The sequence below is a fragment of the Mesorhizobium sp. 43Arga genome, assembly GCF_053714255.1.
Genome location: NZ_JBSKBO010000005.1, coordinates 418,727 through 432,978 on the forward strand (window position 1 = coordinate 418,727; position 14,252 = coordinate 432,978).

A 14,252-nucleotide genomic window follows, 5' to 3' on the forward strand; every position below is an offset into this window, starting at 1 on the left:
GGCCGGCTAATTCTGAGATCCGGCGGCGATGTTGGCGGCGGCTGTTTCCATCCATGTCCAGAGATAGGCGGCGAGGCCACGATCGACATGGATGCGCAGGCAGCGCTGATGGCGGTACACGATGGCGTTGATGCCGGCGAAGGAAAGCATTGAACTGGCGCTTGGCGGCCCAGCAGGGTTGAGCGTCGTCCCGCGTGCGATGATGGCATCAAGCGCCGGGCCATCGACCTCGAACAGCTGCAATCCGGCGCTGATCTCCGTCACCGCGAACCCCTCGGAGAACCACCCGGTGGCCATGCCGATGGGTGTGGTGGACACGGCAAGCAGGCGGTCGCGCGCCAGGCGCACCGAATAGCTTACGCCTTCCGCCAGGCCGAATGCCCCGACTGCCGGTCCATCGAAGCCGGAAGCCTCGGCCCACGCGGCAAGGTCGCCGCTGACCAGGCGTTGGTGCCACCCGGCAACCGCGCCCATTTTGAGCCCCGGCACTTCAAGGGTGGCGTTCCGCCAGTCCGGTGGAACGGACCATTTTTCCGCGAGATCACGCATGGAGCCGGTCTCCTGCCGGATCGAAGGCGCAAGGCGCGGCGATCGTCGCCGTCCTGACCTTGCCGAGATGCTGGATTTCGATCGTCTCGCCATGGCGGGCCGCACCGCGCTCGATCAGGCCGAGCGCGATGGGCCGGCCTAGCGTCGGGCTCTGGTAGCTCGAGGTGACGAAACCCTGGCTGCGCAGCCTGCCATCCTCCCGTTTGATGCCATGCGCGCCGGTTGGCAGCGGCGCTTCGCCGGACGGCACCGTCAGGCCGACAAGCTGCAGGCGATCGCCGCGCGAGGCCTCCTCGGTAAACAGCGAACGGCGGCCGACATATTCGGTCTGGCGTTTAACGCGGGGGCCTTCGCTGCCGAGGTCGTGCGGCAGCGTTGTGCCGTCAGTATCTTTTCCGATGACGATGAAGCCTTTTTCGGCACGCAGGATCATCAGCGCTTCGAGACCGATGATGACGGCATCGAATGCCTGCCCGGCCTGGCGCAGATCCGCCCATAACGGCTCGGCGCGATCGGCGCGGATCGAGATTTCATAGGTCCTGTCGCCCGTGAAGCTGACCCGCGCGATGCGGACCTCGTTACCGCCATAGGCGCAATGGCCGATCGCCATATGCGGCAGATCGCCATCGTCGAGCGAGAGGCCAAGATCGACCGTTTCGAGCAGCTTGCGGGCATTCGGTCCGGAGACGGTCAGCGTCGCCATGTCCGATGTGGCGTTGTGGATATAGACGGCGTCACGGCCAAAGCGGTCCTGGCGCCATTCCTCCAGCCGGGCGTGCACCGCCGCGACATGCGAGGACGAGCACGACACGACGAAGCGATGCTCGTCCAGCCGCACCAGCACGCCGTCGTCGAAGACCACGCCGTTCTCCGACAGCATGAAGCCATAGCGGCAGCGGCCCGGCTTCAGCGTCGACATGGTGTTGTAGTAGAGGAAATCGACGAATGCGGCGGCCTTCGGCCCGATCACCTCGATCTTGCCGAGTGTCGAACCGTCGAACAGCGCGACCGACCGGCGCGCGCGCAACGCCTCGTCCTGGATGGCGCGATCCGCATCGGCGCCGCGCCCGCCATAATGGGCAGGCCGCAGCCAGCCGCCATATTCCTGGAAGACCGCACCGCTGGCACGATGCACGCTCTCCAGCGGCAGCCGGCGTACCGGCGCCATCAATTCCCCGGCACGCGCGCCGGCAAGGCTTGCCAGCGGCACCGGCGTGAAGGGCGGACGGTAGGTGGTGGTGCCGATCTCCGGCACGGTGCGGCGGGTGATCGCGGCCATCAGCGCCAGGCCGGGCAGGTTGGAGGTCTTGCCCTGGTCGGTTGCCATGCCGAGCGTGGTGTAGCGCTTCAGGTGCTCGACCGAAACGAAGTTTTCGCGCGCCGCCAGCTCGACGTCCTTCACCGTCACGTCGTTCTGGTAGTCGATCCAGATGCGTCCTTTCGAACCGGGTACCGGCCATGCTGCGACGATGCCGCCAGTCGCCTCCGCTCCCGTGCTGCGCGGTAGGGCAGCCTTCGTCGGACCAAGCGACGCAACAGCTTTCTGCACGCCGGCAAACACTTCCGACAACGAGACCGAACCTGCTGCCGCACCGGCAACGGAAATGCCGTCGGCGGGATCGCCCGGCAGGAAGGCGGCGCGGGCCTCGCTCCAGGCGAGCTTGCCCTTGGCTTGGCCGAACAGGTGGATGGTCGGCGTCCAGCCGCCCGAGACCAGCACGCAATCGGCGTCGAGCCTGGTGCCGTCATCCAGCGTCACGCCCTCGACGCGCAGCCTGCCCTTGGCGGAGGCGAGCGCGCGCCCTTTGACCAGTCGCACCTTGGTGGCGGGCATGCCGTCACGCCTGACATCGACCAGCGTGACGTCGGCGCCAGCCTCGGCCAACGCTGCCGCGACCTCGTAAGCACTGTCATTGTTGGTCGCGACGACGACGCGCCGGCCGACCAGCACAGCGTGACGCCTGAGATAGGCGAGCGCCGCATCCGCCGACAGGATGCCGGGCAGGTCGTTGTTGGCGAAGGGCAATGGCCGCTCGATGGCGCCGGTCGCCAGCACGATCCAGCGCGGCCGGACCCGCCACAGCGTGTCGCGCCGACCGTCGAAATGACGCTGGTTCAGCCCGACCAGATTGTGGTCGTAAATGCCGAAGGCGGTGGTCGAAGGCAGGATCAGGTGACCGCCTGAGGTAAGTTGCGCAACCGTCCCCTCGATCCACATGGAAGCCGGCTTGCCGTCGATCTCGCCGGCGCGATGGCCGAGCGATCCGCCCGGTTTGCGCTGGTCGTCGACCAGCGTGGCGGAGAGGCCCGCGCCGGCAGCCAGCCTGGCCGCCGCCAGTCCGGCCGGCCCCCCGCCGACCACCAGCACGTCGCAATGATGGTTGATCTGGTCAGCCGTGCCCGGCGAGGTCCATTCCTTATCGACCTTGCCCAGCCCGGCCATGGCCCGGATGCGCGGCTCGAACATGTGCCAGTCCGGCCACATGAAGGTCTTGTAGTAGAACGCCGCCGGAATGAAGCGCGAGAAACGGTCGAGGAAGGCGTTGCGGTCGGCCAGCGCGTTGGGAGTCGCATTGACGCTTTTCGCCACCAGCCCCTCGCGTGCCGGCTCGGTCGTGGCGCGCGTGTTCGGCGTCGCCTGTGGGCCGCCGACATCGACCAGCGCGTTCGGCTCCTCGACGCCGGCGCCCCAGATGCCGCGCGGCCGGTGGTATTTGAAGCTGCGACCGACGATCGCGACATCATTGGCGAGCAGTGCCGAAGCGATTGTATCGCCGGCAAAGCCTTCCACGGTGGCGCCGTCGAAGCTGAAGCGGATCGGCCGCGAGCGGTCGATGGCGCTGCCGCCGGTGGCGAGACGCGAGGCGCTCACGCCGTGTGCTCCCCGCCAAGGGCGGTCGACGACAGCACCTTGTGCGTGACGGTGTCACGCTCCATGACGAAGAACTCACCGCAGCTCATATGCACCCAGATTTCGCGCGCCTTGCCCTTTGGATTGCCGCGCAGATACAGATATCCGGCCCAGCGCTCGATCGGCACCTCGGCGCCATCCGGCCTGGCATTGCCGGCATCGCCGCTATAGTGGAATTCGGTCTCGTCGCGCGGGCCGCAGAACGGGCAAGGGAAAAGCTGCATCAAGAAACCTCAGTGCGCGATGCCGGAGCCGGCTGCTTCATCGATCAGCCGCCCGCTGGCGAAGCGATCGAGATCGAAGGGGCGGCTGATGTCGTTGTGCTTGCCGGTCGCCAGCAGGTTTGCCAGCAGCGTGCCGCCGGCGGGAATGGCCTTGAAGCCGCCCGTGCCCCAGCCGCAATTGAGGAAGAGGTTGGGCAGCGGCGAGGGACCGATGATCGGCGAGGAGTCCGGCACGACATCGACAATACCGGCCCATTGCCGCATCAGCTTCAACTGGCCGAAGATCGGGAACATTTCTAGAAGGCCGGCGATAACGGTTTCCAGCGTTGGCAGATTGCCGCGCTGCGCGTAGGAGGGGATGCGATCGAGCCCGCCGCCGATGACGATCTCGCCCTTGTCCGACTGGCTGACATAGACGCCGCAGCCGGGCGACAGCACCACCGTGTCGAGGATCGGCTTGACCGGCTCGGAAACGCACGCCTGCAGCGCATAGGAATTGATCGGTAGCCGGAAGCCGGCCTTGGCCGCCAGCACCGAGGAATGCCCGGCCACCGCCATGCCGATGCGGTCGGCGCGGATCGTGCCGCGCGTCGTCTGCACGCCGCGGCAGCGGCCGCCTTCGACGATGAAATCGGTAATCTCGCAATTCTGAATGATGTCGACGCCGAGCCGGTTCGCCGCCCGCGCATAGCCCCAGGCGACCGCGTCATGGCGGGCGGTGCCGGCGCGACCCTGCCAGATGCCGCCGAACACGGGGAAACGCGCATCTGGGGAGAAATTATAGATCGGCGCCACGCGCCGCACATCCTCCGATGAAAACAACTCGGCATCGATGCCGTTGATCCGCATGGCGTTGACGGTGCGCGCGCCGATCTCCATCTCAGCGGTCGAATGGCAGAGATTGACCATGCCGCGCTGCGACAGCATGACGTTGTAGTTCAAATCCTTCGACAGGCCTTCATAGAGCCGGTGCGCCAGCCCGTAGAGCTCGACGCTTTGCGGATAATAATAGTTGGAGCGCACCACGGTGGTGTTGCGACCGGTATTGCCGCCGCCGATCCAGCCCTTTTCCAGCACGGCGACCTTGGAGATGTTGTGATTTTTGGCCAGGTAATAGGCCGTCGCCAGCCCATGGCCGCCGCCGCCGATGACGATCGCGTCATAGGACGGCTTCGGCTCAGGCGAGCGCCAGGCCTGCTTCCAGCCGGTCTGGCCGGCCAGGCCTTCCTTGAACAGCGACAAAGCGGAATAATGACGGGTCATGGCGTGCCGGGCAAGGCTGGGTTCAGGGGGTAAGCGTAATGGTATTGTACATATATGTCTAGTTGAGGCGTCGTTCTTGCGCGCAGGGACGGTGCTAACGTTTGCGCGAAATCGTCGCCTCGACGTAGCGCGAGAACTCCTCGACGTCCTCCGCCGAAGGCTCCTGGCCGGTGAAGCTGCGCAGATACAAGGCGACCTGAGCCAGGCGGCTGCTCATCGGTTCGTTGAGCTCAAGTGAGTAATAGCCGATCTGCATGAAATAGAGGACGCGAGCGCGCACGAATGCGTCCTCTTCCTCATAGCCATGGCGCTTGAACATGTCGCGTATGGCATTGACGCGCTCTTCGTCGGCCTCGTCGAGCGCGCGCCGGATTGCTGGCGAACGGCGGGCCCAGGCCCTGATCGCGAAGTCCAGCCGGGGATCGAACAGCCTCTCATCGACCCAGCATTCGAAGATGCTCATCACGCCGCGGATGACGGTCGCGGAAGGCCGCGAGGCGCGCTCGACGACGTACCTTGTGTTGGTCTGCCGCCAATAGTCCAGCAACTGGTCGAGCAGATCCTGGCGGCTTTTGAAATACCAATAGAAGCTGGAGCGCGAGACATCGAGCTGCTGACCGAGCGTCAGCACGCGGACGCGTTCGACACCATCCGAGATCAGTGTCTCAAGCGCCAGCTTCAGCCAGTCTTCACGCGTGGCCTTGATGTTGCCGGTGGCGCCGGCGCGCTGGATCGTCGTTTCGAGTGCCGCCATCGGTACGACGCATGACACGCCGCATCAGCCAAATCAAGGCTATGGACATAGGTGTGCAGGGCAATTCGCCTGGTCGGGAATAAAGCTCCGCGGATACCAGCCAGATTGGCTGTAACGGCTGGTCCGGGGATTTTTGTCGCGGCTGTTCGACCAGTGCGTGCTTTCCCGCAAGGCATTTGTCTGGCAAATACCAGTCCACACACAGATGCCGCCGCGCGGCCAACCAGCAGGAAAGACCAGATATGGCACAGTTTCGAAAGAACCTCATCGATGGCGAATGGGTCGGCGACGCCGGCTCCCGCAACATCAACCCTTCGGACACCGGCGACGTCGTCGGCGAATATGCCTCGGCCGGGGTCGAACAGGCCAACCAGGCCATCGCGGCCGCCAAGGCGGCGTTTCCTTCATGGTCCCGCTCCGGTCCATTGGCACGTCACGCGGTGCTGAAGAAGGCCTCCGACGAGATCATGGCGCGCAAGGACGAGATCGGCCGCAATCTGGCGCGTGAGGAAGGCAAGACGCTGGCCGAAGGCATTGGCGAGACAATCCGCGCGGCCCAGATATTCGATTTCTTTGCCGGCGAAACATTGCGCCTGACCGGAGAGATGGTGCCAAGCGTGCGGCCGGGCGTCGGCGTCGAAATCACCCGCGAGGCTGTCGGCGTGGTCGGCATCATCACGCCTTGGAATTTCCCCATCGCCATCCCGGCCTGGAAGATCGCACCGGCGCTGGCGCACGGCAACACCGTCGTCTTCAAGCCGGCCGAGCTGGTTCCGGAAAGCGCCTGGTCCATCGTCGATATCCTGCATCGCGCCGGCCTGCCCAAGGGTGTGCTCAACCTCGTGATGGGCAAGGGCTCGGTGGTCGGACAGGCGATGCTCGACAGCCACGATATCAACGCCATCACTTTCACCGGTTCGGTCGGCACGGGAAAACGCGTCGCCGCGGCAAGTGTCGAGCATATGCGCAAGTTCCAGCTCGAAATGGGCGGCAAGAACCCGCTGGTCGTGCTCGACGACGCCGATCTCGCGGTCGCCGTGGATTGCGCGCTCAACGGCGCCTTCTTCTCGACCGGCCAGCGCTGCACCGCCTCCTCCAGGCTGATCGTGACCGAAGGTATCCATGACCGTTTCGTCGAGGCGCTGAAGGAGCGGATGGGCAAACTGGTGATCGGCGATGCACTCGATGCGCAGACCCAGATCGGCCCGGTCGTCGACGCGACCCAGCTGAAGCAGGACGAGGATTATATCGCCATCGGCGTCAGGGAAGGCGCCACGCTCGCCTTCGGCGGCGAACGGCTCGACCGCAAGACGCCGGGCTTCTATCTCAGCCCGGCCCTGCTGACCGAGGCCACCAACGCCATGCGCAGCTCGCGCGAGGAGATTTTCGGCCCCGTCGCCAGCGTCATCCGCGTCAAGGATTATGACGAGGCGCTTGCCGTCGCCAACGACACCCCCTTCGGGCTCACCTCGGGCATCTGCACCACGAGCCTCAAGCACGCCACTCACTTCAAGCGCAATTCGGAGGCCGGCATGGTGATGGTCAACCTGCCGACGGCGGGAGTCGATTTTCATGTTCCCTTCGGTGGCCGCAAGGGCTCGAGCTACGGCCCGCGAGAACAGGGCCGCTATGCCATGGAGTTCTACACCACGGTGAAGACCGCCTATACATTCGCCGGCTGATTGGGCGCCGGCCTGTCGGGCCGGCGAACCTTCACTAGGGAATCGGTGTGAGGCAATGACCTTGCAGGACCTGACCTGGCTCAACCCGCCGCCGCATCACGCCGTCGACGGCGATGCGGTGCGCGTGCGCACCGGCAAGAAGACCGATTTTTGGCGCGAGACCTTCTATGGTTCTGGCGTGACAATGGCCATTTCCTGCATCGGCCAGTTGCGGGCGACTTCACCGCCGAAGTCACCGTCAAGGGCGACTACAAGGTGCTCTATGACCAGGCCGGACTGATGGTCCGGCTCAGCGAAACGCATTGGATCAAGGCCGGCATCGAATACACCGACGGCCTTGCCTATTTCTCCGTCGTCGTCACCAACGACACATCGGACTGGTCGCTGGTGGCCATTCATGCCGGTCCGAACGGCGTCAGCATCCGCCTGACCCGCCACGGCGAGGCGATCCGCGTCCAGTATCTCGACGTTACCGACGGTCACTGGAAGCCTGTGCGGCTCGCCTATTTCCCGGTCTCGAAAACCGTCGATGTCGGCATGATGTGCTGTTCGCCGCAGCGCGAGGGTTTCGAGGTCACATTCTCCGGATTTTCGGTCGGGCCGCCGATTTCACGGGAACTCCACGACTGACGTTCCGGCCGGGACCGGGACATTGCGGCCGCGACCGTTGTCTAGGCCAACCGTTGCGCGCGGGAATGGCGTCGCTCTTCCAGGTCTGGTGCAGGATTGCCGGAATCATCCAGCGGCGCCGTTTGGTCCAAGCCCGTCACGAACGGCATCGCGGATCGCTTGCAGGCCGAACCTTGCCCATACCGCCTGATGTGCCCGAAGGCGTTGCCGCGCCCTGCGTTGGGGATCGAGACAGAGTCCGATGGCCATCTCGGCGAGCGTTTCGTCGGATTGAGACAGCAGCACCTCATCATTTTCGACCAGGTCCAGGCCTTCGGCCGCGATCGGCGTGGCGACCACCGGCACGCCCGCGGCCATTGCTTCCAGGATCTTGATGCGTGTGCCGCCGCCCGCCGTCAGCGGGACGATGGTGAGATGCGCGCTGGACAACAGCGGCGCCACATCCGCGGGATCTTCGATGAGCTCCACACCAGGCAATCCGGCCAATGCCCGGACTTCCGGCCTCGGGGTGCGTCCGGCCAGGACAAGCCTGGCATCCGGCAGGGCGTTTCGGATACGGGGCAATATGACGCTGGCCAATCGCTGCGCAGCATCGATGTTTGGCGGGTAGGCGAGATGGCCTATGAACACGATCACCGGAAAGCCGTTGCCGGTCGACGGCTCGGCGGGCAGGCGCGCGAGACCGTCCCCGGTTTGCGGAATTCCGTTCGGAACAACGTCGATCGGGATCTTGTGTCGGGAAAGCGTCATCAGCTTCTGGCGATCCAGGTTCGAGCAGACCCATACCCTGTCGACCAGTGACAGTGCTTTTCTCTCGAGGAGCCGGACGCTGAATGCTGCCGCGCTTCGCTTGGCACTGAGGCGCTTGATCTGTCCGGCCAGGTCGGACTCGACATTGTGCATATCGAGAATGAGCTGCTCCGCCAGCGGCCGCAGGGGCCGCAGCAGCTTGAACAGGCCGACGCCCTCGACAATGATGGTGTCGGGGCGGAATTCACGGACGAACGTCTCAAGCCGCGTCAGCGCGGAACGCGGTATGCGATTCTCCGCCCTGGAGCGCCACCAACCGATCGAGGCCGTGCGGGGCTCCCCCTCGATCGACAGCGCCTCGACCCGGATCAATGGATCAGGCGCATTCGCTGCTTTGTTCGGCTTCACCGAAACCAGGCAGACCGGTCCGAACCTGGCGGCCGCTTCGGCATTGCGATAGTTTCTCAGATCCGCACCTGAAGCCGGCGGAAAGCCCGGGTCGTGCGACACGACCAGCGTACGCTTCTGGGCCGCCCGCTCGGGCTGGCCGGCAGCCGGCGCGCCGTTCAATGCGGACGCCTGGGGCGTTGTGCCAGGCAGGGGGCCTAAATCAGATGGCATTCAGAGCGATTCCGTGATCACAAGCGCCACCTTGTTTAGCTGAACAAGGCTTTCGTCAAGCGCTGTATATTTTGAATACTGTCGTCCCGAGTCCTCGGCGCGCGGCCAGGCTCATCGCCTCGACCAGGCCAGCCAGCGCGCCGCCAGACGCCTGCGCAAGGAGGTGAACCGGGTTCGCCTGTAGGCATCGCCGGCCATCTTGATGCCTTGTGCCTGCGTCGGGAAGGGGTGGATGACGTCGGCCAGGGCGTGCAATCCCATGCCCGACCTGATTGCAAGTGTCACCGCATTGATCATCTCGCCGGCATGGCTGGCGACGACTGTCGCCCCCAGGATGCGGTCGGATCCCTCCCGGACATGGATCTTGACGAACCCTTCCTCCTCGCCGTCCATCACGGCGCGGGCGACATCATGCATCAGCACCGTATAGGTCTTGACCGGAATGCCGTTCTGCCGCGCCTCGATCGGGTAGAGCCCGACATGGGCGATCTCCGGATCGGTATAGGTGCACCAGGGAACGACGAGGTCGCTGAGCCTTTCGCGCCCGCGAAACAGGGCGTTGCGCACGACAATGCGTGCGGTTGCCTCGGCGGTATGGGTGAACTTGTATTCCAGGCACACATCGCCCGCCGCGTAGATGTGCGGATTCGTGGTCCTCAGGTGATCGTCCACCTTGATGCCGTTGGCGTCATACACCACCCCGGCCTCTTCCAGGCCGAGACCGCTGACATTGGGCGAACGGCCGACGCCGGTGATGATTTCGTCAACGGAGATCGTTGTCGTGTCTCCGTCCCGCAAAAGGTCGGCGAGCTTCTTGCCGCCTTCCTTGCGCACCGCCACCACTTCGGTGTTTAGGCGCACCTCCACCCCCTCGCGCGCCAGCGCGTCCGAAAGGATCTGCGCGGCGTCGCGTTCCTCGCCGGGCAGGAACATCGGATCGCTCTGCGCCAGGATGACCTTCGCGCCGAGCAGGCAGAAGGCCTGCGCGGTCTCGCAGCCAAGCGGACCGCCGCCGATGACCAGGAGCCGCTCAGGACGCTGGGTGAGGTTGAACATGCTCTCATTGTCGAGATAGCCGGCCTCGGCAAGTCCGGGGATCGCCGGCCCGCTCGGATGCGCGCCGGTCGCGACCAGGGCCTTCTTGAAATGCAGCGTCTTGCCGGCGACTTCAACCGTGTCCGGTCCGTCAAAGCGCGCTTCGCCGAAATAGAGGTCGATGCCTTCGGCTGTGATGGCCGCGGCCGAATCGGCGCGGCTGAGCCGCTGCCGGATCTGCCGCATCCGCATCATGGCCCGCTCGAAGTCGACGGGAAGACGCGCTGGCGTGTCGCCGCCGAAATTCTCGGCATCGCGCATATCGGCATAAAGCCTGGCCGTGCGGATGATCGACTTCGACGGGATGCCGCCGACATTGATGCAGGCGCCGCCGATCAGCCCGCGCTCGATCAGTGCGACCTTTGCGCCAAGGCTTGCGGCGTCACGCGCCGCAGTCAGCCCGGCCGGTCCGGCGCCGATGACGACGAGATTATAAGGGCCGTCGGGCGTAGGGTTCTTCCAGTGCGGCGGATGCGCGCCTCGGATCAGTTCGACGTCATTGCGGTCGACAGGGAAGGAGGCTGCCTTTGTCTGTTCACGCGCCATCATTGGCCCCTGATTTGGAGCCTGCCGGCTGTGCCAGCCAGCCGCCGGCGAAGCCCGCTCTGTCCAGGCCGCGGCGGATGTGGAGATTGGATCGCATCAGCTCCCAGATCTGGCGCGAGCGGTGGTTCTCGATCATCATCACCACGATGCCCTGGTCCAGCCCGTAATGGCCTTCCGACACCCAGCCGTCGCGGCCGAATTTTCGCCGGTTGGCCAAGGTCGGATTGAAGCCGCTCGGCAGGCGGAAATTGTCGATCACCTCGGGATAGCGCTCGCCGAGATGACGCATGGCGGCCAGGCAGATGTCAGGCGCGAAAGGCAGCGACGCCGGATAGGACCATGGTGCGATCGTCCCGTCATCCGGCCCGAACGGTGCGCCGCGCGCTGCATAGCCCGAAAACCTGTGCCTCCGCCGCTGCACACTGGCGCGGAAGCCGCCCGGCCCGTCCCCCGCCGAAAGGCCCCAAAGGTTCTCGCCATAGCCGTCGAAGCCATAGGGGTTGTGGCGGGCATAGTCCCGGTGGAGATAGGTCGAGCGGCGGCTGTTTTCGAAATAGTCCGAGTTCTTCTCGCGCATGAACGCGTCGCGGATGCCGGCGAAATCGATCCAGGCATGCGAGAATTGGTGCATGAACAGCGGGCCGCCATAGAGCACGTCATGGCCGTAGATGTTTTCCCACTGGTAGGTCGCCGTCCAGGCTTCGTAACTGTCGTCGGAAGTCGGGCTGTCCGGCGAGGCCATCGACAGCACGTAGAGGATGGTCGCCTCATTATAGCCTTCCCAGCCATAGTGGAGAAAGCCGCTCTTCGGCTTCCAGCCTTGCCGCAAGGTCGGGCTGCTGCCTTGCGCCCAGCGCCAGTCGACGCGCCTGTAGAGCGTTTCGGCCAGCCGCCGGATCTCGGCCTCCCTCTCGTCCCCGCCGGAGAAATAGGCGCCGGCCACCAATATGCCGGCCATCAGCAAGGCGGTATCCACCATCGACAGCTCGCAACGCCAGACGCGCAAGCCTGTGCGCATGTCGAGGAAGTGGTAGTAGAAACCCTTATGGCCGGTGACCTCGTCACCACCGTTTTGGGGGCTGGCCGAGAAGAAACGCAGCGCCGCAAGCGTCAGTTCCACCGCTGCCGCGCGCGGCATCCAGCCGCGTTCGACGCCGATCGGATAACAGGACAGCGCAAAACCGACGACGGCGATGCTGGCCGGCGAGTTCGGCCGCGACGTGTCGGCGACCAGCCCGTTGTCGGGGTTCACGTTCTCGAGGAAATAGCCGAAGGCGGCGCGTTGATAGCGGTCCAGGAGGTCGTCATCGGACAGCGCTGCGGGATCTGCTTCAGGCAAGCGATGCAATCTCCAGCCTGTTGGCCGCGGCCTCCGTCGATCGCGCGGCGCCGGTACGGCGGCGATGGGTCATCGCCAAACTGTCACGTCGTGTCATGGCTTTCCCGCAAATCCTGTTCTGTCGCCGCCCATTCAAACGCCAGTGACTATACGCGTGTCCAGTTCGGATCGTTGCCTCGTCACGCGTAATTGTAGTCGCACCGGCCAATGTGGGGATGTTCCGGCCCGGGTCAATACGTGGCGCGGCCGCCGGAGACGTCGAAGACGGCGGCGGTCGTGAACGAGCATTCTTCCGAGGCGATCCAGCAGATCAGCGCCGCCACTTCCTCGACCTCGCCGAAGCGCGCCATCGGTATCTTGGACAGCATGAAGTCGATGTGCTCCTGTTTCATCTGCCTGAAGATCGCGGTGCGCACGGCCGCCGGCGTCACGCAATTCACAGTCACCTTGGTCTTGGCCAGTTCCTTGCCGAGCGACTTGGTCAGGCCGATCACGGCGGCTTTGGACGTGCTGTAGGCGGAAGCGTTGGGATTGCCTTCCTTGCCGGCGATCGAGGCGATGTTGACGATGCGGCCATAATTGCGCTCGAGCATATGCGGCACCAGCGCCCTGTTGCAGTAGAAGACGCCGTTGATGTTGATGTCGATGACCTTCTGCCAGTCCTCGGTCGAATAGGCCCATGTCGTCATGTTCGGTCCGGTGATGGCCGCGCTGGTCACCAGGATGTCGACGCCGCCAAGCGCCTCGATCGTCCGAGCGGCGGCGCCTTCGACGCCGGCGGCATCGGCGACGTCAATGGCAAAACCGTGCAGGCCGGGGATGACGGTTTTCGCTTGTTCGATCTGGGCCCGATCGCGGTCCCAGACGCTGACGCGTCCACCTTCCTCGACGATCCTTTGCGCGACCGCCAGGCCGATACCCGAGGCTCCGCCGGTGATGACAGCTGACCGGCCCGCGAAGCGTCCTGCAAAGTTCGGCATATGGTCTTCCTCCCAATCGGTGGCGAATGTGAAGTCAACCGCAACCAAGTTCAAGGCGGGATCGGGCTCGCCGAACGGGATATTGGTAGGCCAGCAGGGGGTGCTATCGATGCTGAAAAAACTGCAGGAACAACTCCCGCTCGGTGGTGATGTCGAGCTTCTCGTAGATGCGTCGGCGGTGGTTCTTGACGGTACCGACGGTGATGCCGAGACGCTCGGCGATGTTGGCTGTCGGATGACCGGCGAGGATCAGCTGCACCAGCTCCCGCTCGCGCAGCGACAGTTCCGGCCACAGGCTCGCCGGAATGGTCGGCTTCTGCTGCGGCGAAGCGCCGGGGCCAGTCGGGGCCGAGGTGCGTGAAAAGTCGCTGCCGCGCGCCTTGATGTCGAGCGCGTGCAGCGCCTCGAATACCGGCAGCCGCTCGTCCAAGAGCGCGATCTCGCTGTCCTTGAACGAACTGCTCGAACGGTCGAGGAAGATGCCGAGGCACCAGTCGCCGCCATCGGCCAGCATGATGCCGACCTCGTCGCAGATTTCCGACTGCGCCAGGAAGCCGGCTATATACTGGCCACGCTTGGCTTCTTCGTCGGCCAGTCCCGGCAGGATGCCGAGACGGCGCTCGCGTCGCCACGAGGCATAAAACGGGTCGAAGACGTAGTAATTGTCGAGATAGCGCCGCACCATCTCGTCCGAGAAGCGCCGGTGCTTGACGAATTCGGGCGTCTTGGTCGCCGAGTACCGGGTGACCGTCACCAAATCGTGCGCAATGTCGGCGCCGATCAGGTCGATCAGGCAGTCGACATGCCGGGCGGTGCCGGTGGCGGCGATCGCCTTGGCCAGCGGCGTCCAGATGTTGCCCATGCGCATGCCCTTTTCTCGGCGAACCGCGCCGCGCGGTCATTGTGTC

12 protein-coding genes are annotated in these 14,252 nt (G+C 64.8%); 2 read left to right on the forward strand and 10 right to left on the reverse strand.

All coding sequences use genetic code 11. The annotated features are described in order from the left end of the window. Positions 1-6: 6 nt before the first annotated feature. The 5 genes from ACWGS8_RS20180 to ACWGS8_RS20200 form a co-directional block, all read right to left on the reverse strand. The gene (locus ACWGS8_RS20180; RefSeq protein WP_454582563.1) at positions 7-549 is read right to left on the reverse strand and encodes a hypothetical protein; all 543 of its coding nucleotides are present in this window, start codon (positions 547-549) and stop codon (positions 7-9) included. Next, positions 542-3,421: a sarcosine oxidase subunit alpha family protein gene (locus ACWGS8_RS20185; protein WP_454582564.1), complete on the reverse strand. Its 2,880-nt coding sequence runs from the start codon at positions 3,419-3,421 to the stop codon at positions 542-544. The genes ACWGS8_RS20180 and ACWGS8_RS20185 overlap by 8 nt, the downstream gene beginning before the upstream one ends. Beyond that, a complete protein-coding gene (locus ACWGS8_RS20190; protein ID WP_454582565.1) occupies positions 3,418-3,684 on the reverse strand; it encodes a sarcosine oxidase subunit delta in 267 nt (88 codons plus the stop codon). The genes ACWGS8_RS20185 and ACWGS8_RS20190 overlap by 4 nt, the downstream gene beginning before the upstream one ends. A 9-nt stretch (positions 3,685-3,693) precedes the next feature. Continuing rightward, the gene (locus ACWGS8_RS20195) at positions 3,694-4,947 is read right to left on the reverse strand and encodes a sarcosine oxidase subunit beta (RefSeq protein ID WP_454582566.1); all 1,254 of its coding nucleotides are present in this window, start codon (positions 4,945-4,947) and stop codon (positions 3,694-3,696) included. A 94-nt stretch (positions 4,948-5,041) separates the two neighbouring features. Next, on the reverse strand, positions 5,042-5,701 hold the full coding sequence (locus ACWGS8_RS20200; protein ID WP_454582567.1) for a TetR/AcrR family transcriptional regulator: 660 nt from the start codon (positions 5,699-5,701) through the stop codon (positions 5,042-5,044). Between the two features lie 242 nt (positions 5,702-5,943). On the opposite strand from ACWGS8_RS20200, the gene ACWGS8_RS20205 reads away from it, so the two are divergent. After that, a complete protein-coding gene (locus tag ACWGS8_RS20205; RefSeq protein ID WP_454582568.1) occupies positions 5,944-7,383 on the forward strand; it encodes an aldehyde dehydrogenase family protein in 1,440 nt (479 codons plus the stop codon). 75 nt (positions 7,384-7,458) lie between these two features. Continuing rightward, positions 7,459-8,013 carry a DUF1349 domain-containing protein gene (locus tag ACWGS8_RS20210; RefSeq protein ID WP_454582658.1) on the forward strand — a complete coding sequence of 185 codons (555 nt, stop codon included), beginning with the start codon at positions 7,459-7,461 and terminating at the stop codon, positions 8,011-8,013. A 105-nt stretch (positions 8,014-8,118) separates the two neighbouring features. Here the strand turns inward: ACWGS8_RS20210 and ACWGS8_RS20215 are convergent, their stop codons facing one another. From ACWGS8_RS20215 to ACWGS8_RS20235, 5 genes are all read right to left on the reverse strand, one after another. Further along, positions 8,119-9,135: a glycosyltransferase family 4 protein gene (locus tag ACWGS8_RS20215; RefSeq protein ID WP_454582569.1), complete on the reverse strand. Its 1,017-nt coding sequence runs from the start codon at positions 9,133-9,135 to the stop codon at positions 8,119-8,121. Between the two features lie 360 nt (positions 9,136-9,495). Further along, a complete protein-coding gene (locus tag ACWGS8_RS20220; RefSeq protein WP_454582570.1) occupies positions 9,496-11,025 on the reverse strand; it encodes a mercuric reductase in 1,530 nt (509 codons plus the stop codon). Then, positions 11,015-12,364: a glucoamylase family protein gene (locus ACWGS8_RS20225; RefSeq protein WP_454582571.1), complete on the reverse strand. Its 1,350-nt coding sequence runs from the start codon at positions 12,362-12,364 to the stop codon at positions 11,015-11,017. Before ACWGS8_RS20225 ends, ACWGS8_RS20220 begins: the two co-directional genes overlap by 11 nt. Before the next feature lie 230 nt (positions 12,365-12,594). Continuing rightward, positions 12,595-13,344, reverse strand: coding sequence for an SDR family NAD(P)-dependent oxidoreductase (locus ACWGS8_RS20230; RefSeq protein WP_454582572.1), 750 nt, complete (start codon positions 13,342-13,344; stop codon positions 12,595-12,597). 103 nt (positions 13,345-13,447) lie between these two features. Then, positions 13,448-14,212 carry a helix-turn-helix transcriptional regulator gene (locus tag ACWGS8_RS20235; RefSeq protein ID WP_454582573.1) on the reverse strand — a complete coding sequence of 255 codons (765 nt, stop codon included), beginning with the start codon at positions 14,210-14,212 and terminating at the stop codon, positions 13,448-13,450. Positions 14,213-14,252: the final 40 nt, after the last annotated feature.